The following is a 15,479-nucleotide window of genomic DNA, read 5'->3' as shown; positions in this document are numbered from 1 at the left end:
CTCAACGATTGACCGAGGCGGCAGGGATGCGCAGCACCAGATAAGCGCCGATGAACAGCACGCCGGTAATCAGGTACATGCCGATGGCGCTTGAGCCGGTCGTGGTGGTGATCCAGCCGATCAGGTAGGGCGAACAGAAGCCCGCGAGATTGGCGAAGCTGTTGATTCCGGCGATCCCGGCGGCCGCCGATACCCCGCCCAGCAGGGTGGTGGGCAGCATCCAGAACATTGATGATGCCGAGAGAATGCCCGCTGCGGCGAGGCACAGACTGAGCACCGACAGCAGCAGATTGCCGCCGAACAGCGCCGCCAGACTCAGCCCGAGCGCGCCTGCGATCATCGGGCCGACCAGGTGCCAGCGGCGTTCTCGATGCTTGTCGCCGCTGCGCCCCATCAACAGCATCACGACGATTGCGCACAGGTAGGGAAGGCTGGTCATCAGGCCGATATGCAGCGGGTCGGAAACGCCCGCGTTGCGAATCAGCGTCGGCAGCCAGAAGGTGATCGCGTACTGGCCCATCACCACGCAGAAGTAGATGCACGCCAGCAGCCACAGACGCTTGTCGCGAATGAAGGCGCCTACCGACGCGTGTACCACTTTCTGGCTGTTGTCTTCTTGCAGCTCCTTGTTGACCAGCTCCTTTTCTTCAGCGGACAGCCATGTCGCCTGATGCACTCCGTCCTTCAGATAGCTCAGGACCAGCAGGCCGACGATCACTGTCGGGATCGCTTCGAGGACGAACATCCATTGCCAGCCGGCCCAGCCATGAACGCCTGCGAAGCGGGTCATGATGTAGCCCGACAGCGGGCCGCCGATCATGCCGGACAGTGGGATGGCGATGAACCACAGCACGGTCATGCGCGCGCGGCGATAAGAGGGGAACCAGTACGTCAGGTACAGCAGCAGACCGGGTGCCAGTCCGGCTTCCGCCACCCCGAGCAGAAAGCGCAGGGCGTAGAACTGCCAGGCGGTTTCGACGAAGGCGAAGAGTGCGGAAATGATCCCCCAGGAGATCATGATGCGGGCGATCCAGCGTCTGGCACCGACCCGGTGAAGAATCAGGTTGCTGGGCACCTCACAAAGAAAATAACCGATGAAAAACATGCCTGCACCCAGCCCGTAGACGGTTTCGCTGAAGGCCAGGTCGTTCATCATCTGCAGCTTTGCGAAGCCGACATTGACGCGATCGAGATAAGCGCACAGGTAGCACAGCATCAGGAACGGCATCAGTCGCCAGGCGGTCTTGCGGTAGGCATTGGCGCGCGTGGTCGACACCGCGTCGAGGGTCATGGTGGTTATCATGATGGTCTGATCTCTTGTTTTTATAGACCGCCAGGCAACCGCCTGGCGTATCGTCGATCCAGAACAAACACAGGCTGTTTGCCAGCCCGTCCACTCGCGGTCAGTGAATCAGCATGCCGCCGTTCACATCCAGCGTGATACCGGTGAGGTAGGACGACAGGTCGCTGGCCAGAAACAGCGCGGCATTGGCCACGTCCTGCGCCGCGCCCAGACGACCCAGCGGGATGCCATCGATAATCGTGTGGCGTCGCTCGTCCTGCATCAGGCCGCCGGTGATGTCGGTATGGATCAGGCCGGGGGCGATGGAGTTGACACGCACCTGATCGGGGCCGAATTCCCGGGCCATGGCTTTGCCGAGGCCCAGTACGCCGGCTTTCGCTGCGCTGTAATGAGGCCCGCCGAAAATGCCGCCGCCGCGCTGGGCGGAGACCGAAGACATGCACACGATACTGCCCGAGGCTTGGGCGCGCATGGTCGGGATCACCGCTTGCGACATGAGCAAGGTGCCGCGCAGGCTGACGTCGAGCACCTTGTCGTAATCGGAAGGGCGGATGTCCAGGGTCTTGATCGGCTGTGTGATACCGGCGTTATTCACCAGGATGTCAATGCGACCGTAGTGCGCGATGATTTTCGTGACGGCCTCGTGAACCTGTTTTTCGTCAGCGACGTTGGCTGCCAGACCCAGATGGCCTTCGCCCAGTGCGGCGGCGGCATCACGTGCCGCGGACTCGTCGAGATCGATAATCACCACGCGTGCGCCGTGGCTGGCGAAGGTGATCGCGGTTGCGCGACCGATACCGCGCGCCGACGCCGCGCCGGTGATCACTGCAATTTTGCCTTGAAGAAGCATGAGGGTTACCTCTGATTATTGTTATGGGTTCGATTCGGGTGATCGATGACTTCAGAGTGTTCCCGGTGCCGGTCCTGAGCAATGCCGCAAAAATCACTGGATGCTGAAAAAAATTCACCTCTCGTCAATTCGGCAGGCGAGTGGTTGAATGAAAGAAACTCAAATAATCGGACACATCGGAGCATCCATGCGGCCTGATGACGATGCACCTCAGAGCCTGCCACCGCTGAAAGCGCTTCAGGCCTTCGAGCAGACGGCGCGCTTTGGCAATCTGGCCAGAGCAGCCGAAGTGCTGGACCTGACGCCGTCGGCAGTCAGCCACCAGCTGGCTCGTCTGGAGGCATTGATTGGTCGCCAGCTGTTCGTTCGGGCCGCCCGTGGTGTGACCCTTACGCCAGTCGGTGAGCAGTACCTGAAAGATGTCTCTGGCGTGCTGCACAGTCTTGCCGTCGCCACCGAGCGTGCCGCCAGTGATGTCAGCCTTGATTGCCTGCGTCTGCATTCCGCGCCCAGTTTCGGGCTGCTGTGGCTGATGCCGAGGCTGGAAGCCTTTCGGGTAAGCCACCCGGACATTCAGATCAACCTGTCGTGTTCCTATGAGTCGTTGCATTTCAGCAGGGACAAGATCGACGTGGATATCCGCCATGGCAGGCCGAACTGGCCAAGCTATGAAGTGCGCACCTTGCGTGACGAGAAATTTGCTGTGCTGGCGTCTCCGCAATTATTGGCGCGGCGCCCGGTAGAGAGCGCCGCAGGCTTGCTCGACTGCGAACTGATTCTCTCCGAAGCCACATTGCTGAAATGGCCTGAATGGTTTGCCCGGCATGGCTTGGCTCGCCCGGAAAAACCCTACGCGCTGAGTTTCGACCGCTCGTACATGACTCTCGAAGCGGCCAGCCACGGGTTGGGGTTTGCGTTGGAAAGTACGCTGCTGGCGCAAAAGTACCTGGCCACTGGCGAGCTGATCGAAGTCGCCCCCCAAACCCTGACTGCACCAGTCGCAGCGCACCATCTGGTATTCCCCAAAGCGCACTCCGGCTTTCCCAGAGTCAGGCGATTTCTGGAATGGATGGAAAGCGAACTGGGGCAGGGATTTGTGTTTTGAATCGCACTGCCTGTGGTCTGGCAATGTGATGCTCAATGTCCGGCGTGCCGACGTGGAGCATGGGCACGCCAGTCAACTGCTTCTAAACGACCAGTCGATGCGGTTGCCAGGCACTGCCCTGCGGGTCTTGCGGGTCAGTCATCAGCTTTTGCCTCGCCGGCGCATCAAACATCGAGCGCAGGTTCTTCTCGATGGTGTTGCACAGGTCTTCCATGCGGATCCGGTGCTGGCTGGCGCCGAACGGGGCTTGCAGGTCAGTGCCGATGCGGTCCATTGCCAGCAGCATGCAGCCGACCACCGTGGATATCGCCGGGGTGAACCAGCCCAGGGTGGTCACCATACTCAGCGGCATGATGATGCAGAACAGGGTGCTGAACAGTCTGGGGAAATAGACGTACGGGTAGGGCAGCGGTGTATTGGCGATGCGCTCCATGCCGCCCTGGCAGTTGGACAGTTCGACCATGGTCGACTCCAGTCGCGCCAGGCGAATGCTGTCGATTCGCCCTCCAGCAAACTCCTCGGAGATCATGGCCGCCGAGCCGTTGAGGATGTCATTGGGAAAGTTGTTGCTCTCTTGTGCGCGCTGAATCTCGGAATCCGATAACAGCCCTTCGAGTCTGGCTTTGCTGACATCGCCTTTCAAATGAGCGCGCAGTGCCCGCAGATAAGCCACGTGGCGATTGAACAGCATTTCTTTCACCGGATTGCCGCGCTCATCGGCATTGCCTTCAATGTTGCCTTCAATCAAGGTCAGCACCTGGCGGCCATAGCTGCGCGAGCTGTTGACCATCGCGCCCCATAACGTGCGTGCTTCCCACCAGCGGTTGTAGGCGCTGGTGTTGCGAAAACTGATCAGCACGATCAATGCCGAGCAAAGAAGCGTGAGTGGCATCAGTGGGAGATCTATCCCCGCACCCTGAATCAACATGAAGTCCATGGTCACGGCCACGTCCCAGAGCAGAAGCCAGAACAGTGACCAGCCAACGTAGGTGACCGTTCTGCTGATGCACAGCCATTTTTTTTCAAAAGGACCAGGCATTGCGGCACTCCTTTGCTGGGTTGGAAGAGGTTTGGCGCGGTCAATCAACACACCACGCTGCAAACTTACTGACCGAGGCTTAAAGCTCGCTTAATTCTCCATGGTGGCGAAACAGTTACGCCTGTCTTGACCATGACGGCCCATGCCAACAGCTGTAACCCCCGGCGACAGTCCAGTCTTCGGACGGACGACGATAATGTATCGATTCGCACGTTAAGCAATAAAAAACTCATCACTCTGCCTATGACTAATTTTCAAGAGCGCAGGTCTAAAACTGCACCGCACAAGCGTTCGGGATTAGACGGGCTCGGAGCGTCTGGTAAATGAACTAGAGCCAGACGGTCTGACTGACGGATCACGGTATTCAATCACCCTCGTACTTTTCCTCTACCTTCAGGGATAAACAGTGATGCGTGCGTATAAAACTCTGACTGCAAAGATCGGCGGCCTTCTTCTTGCGTTGACCATCGTGGGGACTTCATTACCTGCTTACGCTGTAAACGATTGTGATCTGGACAACGACAACAGCACCGACGCCACCTGTGGCGGCAACGACAGAGACCTGGATAACGACAACGTGACTGACGCGGCATTTGGCGGTAATGACAAAGATATGGACAATGACCACCACACCGACGCGGCGTTTGGTGGCAACGACCAGGACCTTGACAACGACAATCACACGGATGCGGCGTTTGGTGGTAACGACAAGGACATGGACAACGATCACCACACGGATGCGGCCTTCGGCGGAAATGACCGCGATCTTGATAACGACAACAACACCGACAAATACGGCGGTGGAGCGTCCTCTGCCGCCAAAAAGTAGCAACGCGACCTGTCGTGTTATTTCGTGGAAGCGAGCGTCTTGCGCTTGCTGATACGGGCAGGTCTTTTGCGCGTGAGCACGCTTGCCGCTTGTTGAGGCAGGCGTTTTCGTATCAAAGGGCAGAGCGGCGTCAGTGACAGGAAGTCACTATTATTTATTCAGCTTGCAGATGACTGAGATTTTTTCGCCACCAGAGTCACACCTTCGGTGAAGCTGTAGCCATAACCGAAGACATATGACTGATCTCCTGAGTTCAAGACAGATCTATCGTGACGTATTTCGTATCGGTATTTGAGCGCATAATCATACGCCCCGGACAATATAGGCAATACCGTTTGAATCTCATAACCGTCAGCATTGAGTCGCGCCACTGCGTCTTCGACGTCTTTCGATAGCCGTTCACCGTCTATCTCACAGTCAGACCAGCCGGTTTGCTGCCATTGGGTCTCTTTTCTCGTTACTTCTTTCTCGCCGAAAAAGCCTTGTTTGATTTCGCCGGTAGGCACCTTAACCGTGACCTCTTCTCCAATGGGTTTGAAGTAAGCTTTTACGTAGACGATCTTGTTCATGGCGTTATCCTTGGTTGTGTGACTTCCGTTCCCACATGCTGCGCCGGAAGGCGACTCTGGGTGTTCTGCGGCCGATTCCGGGCAGGTGGGCAAATCGCGGATTCAGTCAGGGCACTTTCCAGCAGACGAAAAAAAAGACCTTGAAATTCAAGGTCTTTTTTAAAGGTGGTGCCCCGAGGGAGAATCGAACTCCCACTTCTTTCGAAAACGGATTTTGAATCCGCCGCGTCTACCAATTCCGCCATCAGGGCTCAATGGCGGCGAAGTATAAGGATGAGTTTTCTGTTGGTCAACAGGGATTTACGCAGGTTTTTTACTAATGCCGTCAAACCGGATAAACTTCCCGGCCCTGCTAAACGAACCCGATCATGCGCGTCGCTGACTTTACCTTCGAACTCCCCGATTCCCTGATTGCTCGCCATCCACTGGCCGAGCGTCGCAGCAGTCGTCTGTTGACCCTTGATGGGCCGACGGGGGCGCTGGCACACCGTCAATTCACTGATTTGCTCGAGCATCTGCGCCCGGGCGATTTGATGGTGTTCAACAATACCCGTGTCATTCCCGCACGCCTTTTCGGGCAGAAGGCCTCCGGCGGCAAGCTGGAGATTCTGGTCGAGCGCGTGCTGGACAGCCATCGTGTGCTGGCCCATGTGCGCTCCAGCAAATCGCCAAAGCCGGGCTCGTCGATTCTGATCGATGGCGGCGGCGAGGCCGAGATGGTGGCGCGGCACGACGCGCTGTTCGAGCTGCGCTTTGCCGAAGAAGTGCTGCCGCTGCTGGAGCGTGTCGGCCATATGCCGTTGCCTCCTTATATAGACCGTCCGGATGAAGGCGCGGACCGCGAGCGCTATCAGACCGTTTATGCGCAGCGTGCGGGTGCTGTGGCTGCGCCGACTGCCGGCCTGCATTTCGATCAGCCGCTGCTCGAGGCGATTGCCGCCAAGGGCGTGGAAACCGCGTTCGTCACCCTGCATGTCGGGGCAGGTACGTTCCAGCCCGTGCGTGTCGAGCAGATCGAAGATCACCACATGCACAGCGAATGGCTGGAAGTGGGCCAGGACGTGGTCGACGCTGTGGCCGCGTGCCGTGCACGGGGCGGGCGGGTGATTGCCGTCGGGACCACCAGTGTGCGCTCGCTGGAGAGTGCCGCGCGTGATGGCGTATTGAAGCCGTTCAGCGGCGATACCGACATCTTCATCTATCCAGGCCGGCCGTTTCACGTGGTCGATGCCCTGGTGACCAATTTCCATTTGCCTGAATCCACGCTGTTGATGCTGGTTTCGGCGTTCGCCGGTTATCCCGAGACGATGGCGGCCTACGCGGCGGCCATCGAACACGGCTACCGCTTCTTCAGTTACGGTGATGCGATGTTCATCACCCGCAATCCCGCGCCGACGGCCCCACAGGAATCGGCACCAGAGGATCACGCATGAGTCGCACCTGTCGTATGTCTTTCGAGTTGTTGGCCACCGATGGCAAAGCCCGTCGCGGTCGGCTGACCTTCCCGCGTGGCGTGGTGGAAACCCCGGCGTTCATGCCAGTGGGCACCTATGGCACGGTCAAGGGCATGCTGCCCCGTGATATCGAGGCGACCGGTGCGCAGATGATTCTGGGCAATACGTTCCACCTGTGGCTGCGTCCGGGTACCGAGGTCATCAAGGGCCACGGCGACCTGCACGATTTCATGCAATGGCAGGGGCCGATCCTGACCGACTCCGGCGGTTTTCAGGTGTTCAGCCTGGGCGCCATGCGCAAGATCAAGGAAGAGGGCGTGACATTTGCCTCTCCGGTCGATGGTGCCAAGGTGTTCATGGGGCCGGAAGAGTCGATGCAGGTCCAGCGCGATCTGGGTTCGGACGTTGTGATGATCTTCGACGAATGCACGCCTTACCCGGCCGATGAAGATGTGGCGCGTGTCTCCATGGAGCTGTCGTTGCGCTGGGCCAAGCGTTCCAAGATTGCCCACGGCGAAAACACCGCCGCGCTGTTCGGCATCGTTCAGGGCGGCATGCACGAGAACCTGCGCAAGCGCTCGTTGGAAGGCCTGGACGAAATCGGTTTCGACGGTCTGGCGATCGGTGGCCTGTCGGTAGGCGAACCCAAGCACGAGATGATCAAGGTGCTGGACTACCTGCCAGGCCTCATGCCGGCAGACAAACCTCGTTACCTGATGGGCGTAGGCAAGCCGGAAGATCTGGTCGAAGGTGTGCGTCGTGGCGTCGACATGTTCGACTGCGTGATGCCCACCCGCAATGCCCGCAACGGCCATCTGTTCACCGATACGGGCGTATTGAAAATCCGTAACGCGTTCCATCGCCACGACAATACGCCGCTGGACCCGACCTGCGATTGCTACACCTGCAAGAACTTCTCGCGCGCTTATCTGCATCACCTGGACAAGTGCGGGGAAATGCTGGGGAGCATGCTCAATACAATCCACAATTTGCGGCACTACCAGCTGCTTATGGCTGGTTTGCGCGAGGCTATTCAACAGGGTACATTGGCCGCCTTCGTCGATGCCTTCTATGCCAAACGCGGCCTCCCAACGCCGCCTCTGGGTTGAAACAGAACGAGTTTTTCCTGCTTTTTATACTAATTATGTAACTGGAGCGACAAATGAGCTTTTTCATCTCTCCCGCTTTTGCGGATGCTGCTGCACCGGCTGCCGGTCCTGCGGGCAGTGGTTTCGAGTGGATCTTCCTGGTCGGCTTCCTGGTCATCTTCTACCTGATGATCTGGCGTCCACAGGCCAAGCGCGCCAAAGAGCAGAAAAACCTGCTGGGCAACCTGCAGAAAGGCGACGAAGTTGTCACCAGTGGCGGTATCGCGGGCAAAATCAACAAAGTGACCGATGACTTCGTGGTTATCGAAGTGTCTGACACCGTTGAGCTGAAAATCCAGAAGGGCGCCATCGCGGCCACTCTGCCTAAAGGCACCCTGAAAGCGATCTGAGCAACAACTTTTTACCCATCGACGGGGCGCGCAAGGCGCCCCGCGTTTTAAGCGGGCGGCGTGATGCTGAACAAATACCCTCTGTGGAAATACGTACTGATCCTGGCGGTGCTGGTGGTCGGTTTTATTTATTCCGCACCCAATCTCTACCCTGATGATTCTGCCATTCAGATCAGCGGCGCAAGCACTGCGCTGCAGGTCAATCAGGCGGACGTGGATCGTGCAGCCAAGGCGCTTGCCGATGCTGGCATCTCGGTCAAGGCTTCTTCTCTGGCCGAGAATGGCAAGGGCGGTTTGTTGCGTCTGAGCAAGCAGGAAGACCAGTTGCCAGCCAAGGATGTCGTGCGCAAGGCGTTGGGTGACGACTACGTCGTCGCACTGAACCTGGCGCGTACCACGCCGACCTGGTTGCGTAACCTGGGTGCAAGCCCGATGAAGCTCGGTCTCGACCTGTCCGGCGGTGTGCACTTCCTGCTGGAAGTCGACATGGACAAGGCAATCGATGCACGTCTGAAAGTCTACGAAGGCGAAGTCAAATCCCTGTTGCGCAAGGAAAAGGTGCGTTATCGCAGCCTGCCGCAGCTGGGCAATGTGATTCAGCTTGGCTTTACCGACGATGCAGAGCGTGAGCAGGCGCGTGCACTGGTACGCAAGACCTTTACCGATTTCGAAATCACGCCTGCCGAGCTGAACGGTATCCCGGTACTGCGCATGGCGTTGACGCCGGCCAAGCTGGCCGAGATTCGCGAATACTCGATCAAGCAGAACCTGACCACTGTGCGTAACCGGGTCAACGAGCTGGGTGTTGCCGAGCCGCTGGTTCAGCGCCAGGGTGCCAACCGCATCGTGGTCGAGCTGCCGGGTGTGCAGGACACGGCCGAAGCCAAGCGTATTCTGGGCAAGACCGCCAACCTCGAGTTCCGTCTGGGTGCAGGCCCGGATGATTCGAAAGGCACCACCGAGATGTTCGAGTTCCGCGAAGGCGGTCGTCCGGCAGCGGCGGTGGAGCGTGGTCTGATCATTACCGGTGATCAGGTGACTGACGCCAAGGCCAGCTTCGACGAGCATGGTCGTCCTCAGGTGAACATCAACCTCGATGGTCACGGTGGCGAACTGATGAGCCGTGCAACCCGCAGCAATGTGGGGCGCAGCATGGCGGTGATCTTCATCGAGCAGCGTCCGACCACCACCTATACCAAGCAGATGGTCAACGGCGTCGAGAAAGACGTGCCGGTGCAGACCTTCAAGGAAGACAAGAAGATCATCAGCCTGGCGACCATCCAGTCGCCACTGGGCAGCCAGTTCCGGATTACCGGTCTGAACGGCCAGGGTGAATCTTCCGAGCTGGCGCTGCTGTTGCGTGCCGGTGGTCTGGCGGCACCGATGTACTTCGCTGAAGAGCGCACCATCGGTCCTAGCCTGGGTGCCGACAACATCACCAAGGGTATCGACGCTTCCCTGTGGGGCATGCTGTTCGTCTCGCTGTTCATCATGGCGATCTACCGCTTCTTCGGTCTGATCGCTACCGTGGCACTGGCCCTCAACATGGTCATGCTGCTGGCATTGATGTCCTTGCTGGGCGCCACACTGACCCTGCCGGGTATCGCCGGTATCGTGTTGACCATGGGTATGGCGGTGGACGCCAACGTGCTGATCTTCTCGCGTATTCGTGAAGAGATCGCCAACGGCATGACGGTTCAGCGTGCTATCAACGAAGGTTTCGATCGTGCCTACACGGCGATCCTCGACGCCAACCTGACGACGCTGCTGGTCGGCGGCATTCTCTTTGCGATGGGCACCGGCCCGGTCAAAGGGTTTGCGGTGACCATGTCGCTCGGGATCTTTACCTCGATGTTCACGGCCATCATGGTGACCCGCGCTATGGTCAACCTGATCTACGGCGGTCGTGACTTCAAGAAGTTGTGGATTTAAGGGGCTGCCATGTTACGTACCATCAACTTCATGGGCGTTCGCAATGTTGCGTTCGCCATCACGATGCTCCTTACCGCACTGGCGTTGTTCAGCTGGTTCCATAAAGGGCTCAACTTTGGTCTGGACTTCACCGGCGGTACGCTCATCGAGCTGACCTACGAACGTCCCGCCGACCTGGGCAAGGTCCGTCAGGAGCTGGTTTCGGCGGGCTATCACGAAGCCGTTGTACAGAGCTTTGGCGCCACCACTGACTTGTTGGTGCGCATGCCGGGCGAAGACCCGCAGCTGGGCACTCAGGTTGCCGAGGCGCTACGCAAGGCTGGTGCCGATAACCCGGCGGTGGTCAAGCGTGTCGAATTTGTCGGCCCACAGGTGGGTGAAGAGCTGCGCGATCAGGGCGGCCTCGGCATGCTGATGGCGCTGGGCGGTGTGCTGATCTACCTGGCATTCCGCTTCCAGTGGAAATTCGCAGTCGGGGCGATCATCTCGCTGATCCACGACGTGGTGGTGACGATGGGTATCCTGTCGTTCTTCCAGATCACCTTCGACCTGACGGTGCTGGCGGCAGTGCTGGCGATCATCGGTTACTCGCTGAACGACACCATCGTGGTCTTCGACCGGGTACGCGAAAACTTCCGTCTGCTGCGCAAGGCTTCGCTGATCGAGAACATCAACATCTCCACCACGCAGACACTGCTGCGTACCATTGCTACCTCGGTTTCGACCCTGTTGGCGATCGTGGCATTGTGGGTATTTGGTGGTGACAGCCTGGAAGGCTTCTCCATCGCGTTGTTCATCGGTGTACTGGCGGGTACCTACTCGTCGATCTACATCGCCAACGTGGTGCTGATCTGGCTGAACCTGACCACCGAGGATCTGATTCCTCCAGTGGTTGTCGAGAAGGCTGACGACCTCCCGTAGGTCCGGCCATCATAAAAAAGGCGCGAGTGCTGAACTCGCGCCTTTTTTTATGCTCCAAGGCTAGGCATTGCGCAGTCATGCTGCGTTTCGATTGGTCAGGAGGTTCAAGTGAACAAGTCTATGCTTGTTGGTGCTGTGTTAGGTGCTGCTGTCGTGACGGCTGGCGGCGCCGTTGCCACCTATAGCTTGGTCAAGGGTGGTCCTGAGTATGCGGATGTATTGGCGGTAGAGCCGATCAACCAGCAGATCAAAACCCCCCGTGAAGTTTGCAAGGACGTAACCGTTACCCGTCAGGCGCCGGTCAAGGACCAGCACCAGATCGTCGGTAGCGTTATTGGCGCGGTTGCCGGTGGCTTGCTGGGTAACCAGATCGGTGGCGGTAACGGCAAGAAGATCGCTACAGTCGCGGGTGCGGTAGGTGGTGGCTATGCGGGCAACAAGGTTCAGGAAGGCATGCAGGAGCGTGATACCTACACCACTACGCAGAACCGCTGCACAACGGTCAACGATGTGAGCGACAAGGTTGTGGGCTACAACGTCAAGTACAAGTTGAACGAGAAGGTGGGTCAGGTTCGTATGGAGCGTGATCCGGGTAGCCAGATTCCGGTCGACAAGAACGGTCAGCTGATATTGGGTCAGGCGCAGTAACGCCAGCCGCTGAGCTTCACAAGACATAAAAAAACCGGCTTGCGCCGGTTTTTTTATGCCTGCAGCTTAACGCTTGAGCGAAGCTGGCAGGTGCGGTGCGATCGCAGTCAGTACTGCCTTGAAGCACTTGGTGTTGCCGGCAACGATGTGGCCTTTCTCGAGGAAGTCGTGACCACCGGTGAAATCGCTGACCAGACCGCCTGCTTCCTGAATCAGCAGAGCGCCTGCAGCCATGTCCCACTCGGACAGGCCCGACTCCCAGAACGCATCGAAGCGACCGGCAGCTACATAAGCCAGGTCGAGGCTGGCAGCACCGGCGCGGCGGATGCCGGCGGTCTGGCCTACCAGGCTGCGGAACATGCCCAGGTAGTTCTCGATGTTGTCCATCTGGTTGTCACGGAATGGGAAGCCGGTACCGAGCAGGGCGCCTTCCAGGCTCTTGCGCTGGCTGACGCGCAGGCGGCGACCGTTCAAGGCTGCGCCACGACCACGGCTGGCGGTGAATTCTTCCTGGCGGACCGGGTCGAGAACCACGGCGTGCTCAAGGCGGCCGCGGTATTTGCAGGCGATGCTGACGGCAAAGTGCGGGATGCCGCGAACGAAGTTGGTGGTGCCGTCCAGTGGGTCGATGATCCACAGGTAGTCGGTGCCTTCGCCGCTGCCTTCGTGCAGGCCGCTTTCTTCGCCGAGAATGCCGTGAGTCGGGTAGGCCTTGCGCAGAGCGGTGATGATGCTTTGCTCGGCGGCGCGGTCGATCTCTGTTACGTAGTCTTTGGCTTCTTTTTCGTCAACCTTGATGGTATCCAGGCGCTCGATGGAGCGGAAAATCAATTCGCTGGCGCTGCGGGCGGCGCGCAGCGCGATATTCAGCATGGGCTGCATGGATAATTCACCTAAGGTTGTTAAAGAGAGCCGGGCATTCTATGGGCTGATTCGAATTATTTCCAGCCTTGCGTTGTTACGGTTGTCAGGTTCGTGTGTGTTTTTTTGCGTCCGGTGCGGTCGATTCTACTGTTGCGGCCCGCACGGCTTCATAGCGTTAGCCGAGCCGTTTCTGTAAGATTTGCACCCCTAATTCGTGTCAGTGAGCGTTCGCCTTGTTGCAGAACATTCGTGTTGTCCTGGTCGGCACTACCCATCCCGGAAATATCGGCGGGGCTGCTCGCGCCATGAAAAACATGGGGCTTTCGCGCCTGGTGCTGGTCGATCCGCGGATCTTCCCTTCGCCTGATGCCGATGCGCGTGCGTCCGGCGCTACCGACATTCTCGAGGGTGCGCAGGTGGTGGCGACCCTCGAGGAAGCGCTGTTCGGCTGCCGTCTGGTGCTGGGCACCAGTGCGCGGGATCGAAGCCTGCCGTGGCCTATGCTGGATCCGCGTGCCTCGGGTGAAAAAGTCATCGAGCGGGCCGGCGAGGGTGCTGAGGTGGCGCTGGTGTTCGGTCGCGAACATGCGGGCCTGACCAACGAAGAGCTGCAGCGCTGTCACTTCCATGTGCACATCCCGTCAGACCCGACGTTCAGTTCTCTGAATCTGGCGGCTGCCGTACAGGTGCTCAGTTATGAGGTGCGTGTGGCCTGGCTGGCCGCCGCAGAGCAGGGCGAGGCTTCAAGGCCTGCATCGGCGCACGATGCCGAGCTGGCGACGATGGATGAAATGGAAGGTTTCTATACCCACCTTGAAGCCACGCTTGTAGCCATCGGCTTTCTTGATCCCGAAAAGCCACGGCATCTGATGGCCCGGCTGCGCAGGCTGTATGGGCGTAGTGAAGTCGAGCGATCCGAGCTGAGTATCCTGCGCGGTGTGCTCACTGAGACCCAGAAAGCCGCACGCGGTGAACCCTACAAGCGAAAGGATCAGTAATGTTCGAGCGTCTGCGAGAAGACATTCAAAGCGTGTTCCACCGCGATCCTGCGGCGCGCAACGCGTTTGAGGTCCTGACCTGCTATCCGGGGATGCACGCCATATGGCTGCATCGCTTCGCCCACATTCTGTGGCGCAAGGGCTGGAAATGGCCGGCACGGGTGGTGTCGAACTTCGGCCGCTGGATGACCGGTATCGAGATCCATCCGGGTGCGCGCATCGGCCGCCGTTTTTTCATCGACCACGGCATGGGCATCGTGATCGGTGAAACCGCCGAGATCGGCAATGACGTCACCCTTTATCAGGGCGTAACCCTGGGTGGCACCAGCTGGAATGCCGGCAAGCGCCATCCGACGCTGGAAGATGGTGTAGTGGTCGGGGCGGGTGCCAAGGTGCTCGGGCCATTCACGGTGGGGGCGGGTGCCAAGATCGGCTCCAACGCAGTGGTCACCAAGGCCGTGCCTGCGGGCGCAACCGCAGTGGGTATTCCGGGACGGATCATCGTCAAGTCGGACGACGAGGTCGAGGCCAGGCGCAAGGCCATGGCTGAAAAACTCGGCTTCGATGCCTATGGTGTCAGTGCGGATATGCCTGATCCGGTCGCGCGCGCCATTGGCCAGTTGCTCGACCATTTGCAGGCTGTCGACGGGCGTCTTGAGGGCATGTGCGATGCGCTCGGCAGGCTTGGCAGCGATTACCGCGCCAAGGAGCTGCCGGAGCTGCGTGACGAGGTTTTCGACTGCGTCAAGGACTGCCAGGAAGGCAAGATCGGCTAGGTCCCAGGGCGGCCGGGGTGCGTGCCATTGCGCCGCACCTTTGCTATGATGCAGCCCGCACTTTTCGCTAATCCCGACTGTTTTACTTGGTCTAATAGTTGACTCATTTACTCGGGAATAGCATACTCGCTCTCATTCCGAACCTCTGCGGTATACGCCATGCGACTGACTACTAAAGGCCGATACGCTGTAACAGCCATGCTTGACCTGGCGTTGCACGCGCAGAACGGGCCAGTGTCTCTGGCCGACATCTCCGAGCGGCAGGGGATTTCCCTGTCCTACCTCGAGCAGCTGTTCGCCAAGCTGCGTCGCGGCAATCTGGTTTCCAGTGTTCGCGGTCCGGGTGGTGGTTACCAGCTGTCGCGCGACATGAAAGGCATCCAGGTTGCTCAGGTTGTCGATGCAGTCAATGAATCGGTCGATGCCACGCGGTGTCAGGGTCTGGGCGATTGCCACGCTGGCGATACCTGCCTGACCCACCACCTGTGGTGCGATCTGAGCCAGCAGATTCACGAATTTCTAAGTGGTATCAGCTTGGCGGATCTTGTCACTCGCCGTGAGGTACAAGAAGTCGCTCAGCGCCAGGATATGCGCCGTGGTCATAACCACATGTCGCAACTGGGTAAGATCGAAACGTCCGCCGTCGAATGAACGCAGATGAATGAGCGGTGCGCCTGCCTGATAGGAGAGCTT

Annotated in this window: 16 protein-coding genes and 1 tRNA gene; 11 read left to right on the top strand and 6 right to left on the bottom strand. The window is 58.8% G+C overall.

Going from position 1 to position 15,479, the window contains the following annotated elements:
* Nucleotide 1 precedes the first annotated feature (1 nt).
* Nucleotides 2-1,303, bottom strand: coding sequence for an MFS transporter (locus BLR20_RS09505; protein ID WP_003409041.1), 1,302 nt, complete (start codon nucleotides 1,301-1,303; stop codon nucleotides 2-4).
* Nucleotides 1,304-1,403: 100 nt separating this feature from the next.
* Nucleotides 1,404-2,153 carry an SDR family NAD(P)-dependent oxidoreductase gene (locus BLR20_RS09500; protein WP_032613754.1) on the bottom strand — a complete coding sequence of 250 codons (750 nt, stop codon included), beginning with the start codon at nucleotides 2,151-2,153 and terminating at the stop codon, nucleotides 1,404-1,406.
* Between the two features lie 187 nt (nucleotides 2,154-2,340).
* On the opposite strand from BLR20_RS09500, the gene BLR20_RS09495 reads away from it, so the two are divergent.
* On the top strand, nucleotides 2,341-3,258 hold the full coding sequence (locus BLR20_RS09495; protein ID WP_010428338.1) for a LysR substrate-binding domain-containing protein: 918 nt from the start codon (nucleotides 2,341-2,343) through the stop codon (nucleotides 3,256-3,258).
* An 82-nt stretch (nucleotides 3,259-3,340) separates the two neighbouring features.
* On the opposite strand, the gene BLR20_RS09490 is transcribed toward BLR20_RS09495, so the two are convergent.
* A complete protein-coding gene (locus tag BLR20_RS09490; RefSeq protein ID WP_010428336.1) occupies nucleotides 3,341-4,297 on the bottom strand; it encodes a bestrophin family protein in 957 nt (318 codons plus the stop codon).
* A gap of 409 nt (nucleotides 4,298-4,706) precedes the next feature.
* On the opposite strand from BLR20_RS09490, the gene BLR20_RS09485 reads away from it, so the two are divergent.
* Nucleotides 4,707-5,126, top strand: coding sequence for a hypothetical protein (locus BLR20_RS09485; RefSeq protein ID WP_054992947.1), 420 nt, complete (start codon nucleotides 4,707-4,709; stop codon nucleotides 5,124-5,126).
* Between the two features lie 158 nt (nucleotides 5,127-5,284).
* Here BLR20_RS09485 and BLR20_RS09480 read toward each other — a convergent pair whose 3' ends face one another.
* Nucleotides 5,285-5,695, bottom strand: coding sequence for a hypothetical protein (locus tag BLR20_RS09480; protein WP_010428329.1), 411 nt, complete (start codon nucleotides 5,693-5,695; stop codon nucleotides 5,285-5,287).
* Nucleotides 5,696-5,861: 166 nt separating this feature from the next.
* Nucleotides 5,862-5,946 (bottom strand) — tRNA-Leu (locus BLR20_RS09475).
* 117 nt (nucleotides 5,947-6,063) lie between these two features.
* Between BLR20_RS09475 and queA the strand changes: the two genes are divergently transcribed.
* The 6 genes from queA (at nucleotide 6,064) to BLR20_RS09445 (ending at nucleotide 12,148) form a co-directional block, all read left to right on the top strand.
* Entirely contained in the window at nucleotides 6,064-7,128 is a 1,065-nt protein-coding gene (queA, locus tag BLR20_RS09470; RefSeq protein WP_054992948.1) for a tRNA preQ1(34) S-adenosylmethionine ribosyltransferase-isomerase QueA, read from the top strand.
* A 14-nt stretch (nucleotides 7,129-7,142) separates the two neighbouring features.
* Entirely contained in the window at nucleotides 7,143-8,258 is a 1,116-nt protein-coding gene (tgt, locus tag BLR20_RS09465) for a tRNA guanosine(34) transglycosylase Tgt (protein WP_086004366.1), read from the top strand.
* A gap of 53 nt (nucleotides 8,259-8,311) precedes the next feature.
* The gene (gene yajC / locus BLR20_RS09460; protein ID WP_002552468.1) at nucleotides 8,312-8,647 is read left to right on the top strand and encodes a preprotein translocase subunit YajC; all 336 of its coding nucleotides are present in this window, start codon (nucleotides 8,312-8,314) and stop codon (nucleotides 8,645-8,647) included.
* Nucleotides 8,648-8,710: 63 nt separating this feature from the next.
* The gene (secD, locus tag BLR20_RS09455) at nucleotides 8,711-10,579 is read left to right on the top strand and encodes a protein translocase subunit SecD (RefSeq protein ID WP_003409102.1); all 1,869 of its coding nucleotides are present in this window, start codon (nucleotides 8,711-8,713) and stop codon (nucleotides 10,577-10,579) included.
* A gap of 9 nt (nucleotides 10,580-10,588) precedes the next feature.
* Nucleotides 10,589-11,500 (top strand): protein translocase subunit SecF, encoded by a 912-nt coding sequence (secF, locus tag BLR20_RS09450; protein WP_003314165.1) that lies wholly within the window; start codon nucleotides 10,589-10,591, stop codon nucleotides 11,498-11,500.
* A 108-nt stretch (nucleotides 11,501-11,608) separates the two neighbouring features.
* Nucleotides 11,609-12,148: a glycine zipper 2TM domain-containing protein gene (locus BLR20_RS09445; protein WP_002552471.1), complete on the top strand. Its 540-nt coding sequence runs from the start codon at nucleotides 11,609-11,611 to the stop codon at nucleotides 12,146-12,148.
* Between the two features lie 66 nt (nucleotides 12,149-12,214).
* Here BLR20_RS09445 and suhB read toward each other — a convergent pair whose 3' ends face one another.
* The gene (suhB, locus tag BLR20_RS09440) at nucleotides 12,215-13,030 is read right to left on the bottom strand and encodes a type III secretion system regulator SuhB (protein WP_003314166.1); all 816 of its coding nucleotides are present in this window, start codon (nucleotides 13,028-13,030) and stop codon (nucleotides 12,215-12,217) included.
* Nucleotides 13,031-13,245: 215 nt separating this feature from the next.
* On the opposite strand from suhB, the gene trmJ reads away from it, so the two are divergent.
* The 3 genes from trmJ to iscR all read left to right on the top strand — a co-directional run bounded on the left by trmJ (nucleotide 13,246) and on the right by iscR (nucleotide 15,437).
* Nucleotides 13,246-14,010, top strand: coding sequence for a tRNA (cytosine(32)/uridine(32)-2'-O)-methyltransferase TrmJ (trmJ, locus tag BLR20_RS09435; RefSeq protein WP_032613743.1), 765 nt, complete (start codon nucleotides 13,246-13,248; stop codon nucleotides 14,008-14,010).
* Nucleotides 14,010-14,786 (top strand): serine O-acetyltransferase, encoded by a 777-nt coding sequence (gene cysE, locus BLR20_RS09430; protein WP_032613741.1) that lies wholly within the window; start codon nucleotides 14,010-14,012, stop codon nucleotides 14,784-14,786. The genes trmJ and cysE overlap by 1 nt, the downstream gene beginning before the upstream one ends.
* Nucleotides 14,787-14,945: 159 nt before the next feature.
* A complete protein-coding gene (gene iscR, locus BLR20_RS09420; protein ID WP_002552474.1) occupies nucleotides 14,946-15,437 on the top strand; it encodes a Fe-S cluster assembly transcriptional regulator IscR in 492 nt (163 codons plus the stop codon).
* Nucleotides 15,438-15,479: the final 42 nt, after the last annotated feature.

It is taken from the genome of Pseudomonas congelans (assembly GCF_900103225.1).
In the GTDB taxonomy this organism is placed as follows: domain Bacteria; phylum Pseudomonadota; class Gammaproteobacteria; order Pseudomonadales; family Pseudomonadaceae; genus Aquipseudomonas; species Aquipseudomonas congelans.
This window is presented reverse-complemented; position numbering and strand designations above follow the sequence as displayed.

Excerpts from the sequence above, each read along its gene's own strand:
- secD (WP_003409102.1), top strand. The coding sequence starts at position 8,711 with ATGCTGAACAAATACCCTCTGTGGAAATACGTACTGATCCTGGCGGTG.
- BLR20_RS09495 (WP_010428338.1), top strand. The coding sequence starts at position 2,341 with ATGCGGCCTGATGACGATGCACCTCAGAGCCTGCCACCGCTGAAAGCG.
- yajC (WP_002552468.1), top strand. The coding sequence starts at position 8,312 with ATGAGCTTTTTCATCTCTCCCGCTTTTGCGGATGCTGCTGCACCGGCT.
- BLR20_RS09500 (WP_032613754.1), bottom strand. The coding sequence starts at position 2,153 with ATGCTTCTTCAAGGCAAAATTGCAGTGATCACCGGCGCGGCGTCGGCG.
- BLR20_RS09485 (WP_054992947.1), top strand. The coding sequence starts at position 4,707 with ATGCGTGCGTATAAAACTCTGACTGCAAAGATCGGCGGCCTTCTTCTT.
- suhB (WP_003314166.1), bottom strand. The coding sequence starts at position 13,030 with ATGCAGCCCATGCTGAATATCGCGCTGCGCGCCGCCCGCAGCGCCAGC.
- iscR (WP_002552474.1), top strand. The coding sequence starts at position 14,946 with ATGCGACTGACTACTAAAGGCCGATACGCTGTAACAGCCATGCTTGAC.
- BLR20_RS09490 (WP_010428336.1), bottom strand. The coding sequence starts at position 4,297 with ATGCCTGGTCCTTTTGAAAAAAAATGGCTGTGCATCAGCAGAACGGTC.
- BLR20_RS09505 (WP_003409041.1), bottom strand. The coding sequence starts at position 1,303 with ATGATAACCACCATGACCCTCGACGCGGTGTCGACCACGCGCGCCAAT.
- secF (WP_003314165.1), top strand. The coding sequence starts at position 10,589 with ATGTTACGTACCATCAACTTCATGGGCGTTCGCAATGTTGCGTTCGCC.
- cysE (WP_032613741.1), top strand. The coding sequence starts at position 14,010 with ATGTTCGAGCGTCTGCGAGAAGACATTCAAAGCGTGTTCCACCGCGAT.
- BLR20_RS09480 (WP_010428329.1), bottom strand. The coding sequence starts at position 5,695 with ATGAACAAGATCGTCTACGTAAAAGCTTACTTCAAACCCATTGGAGAA.
- queA (WP_054992948.1), top strand. The coding sequence starts at position 6,064 with ATGCGCGTCGCTGACTTTACCTTCGAACTCCCCGATTCCCTGATTGCT.
- tgt (WP_086004366.1), top strand. The coding sequence starts at position 7,143 with ATGTCTTTCGAGTTGTTGGCCACCGATGGCAAAGCCCGTCGCGGTCGG.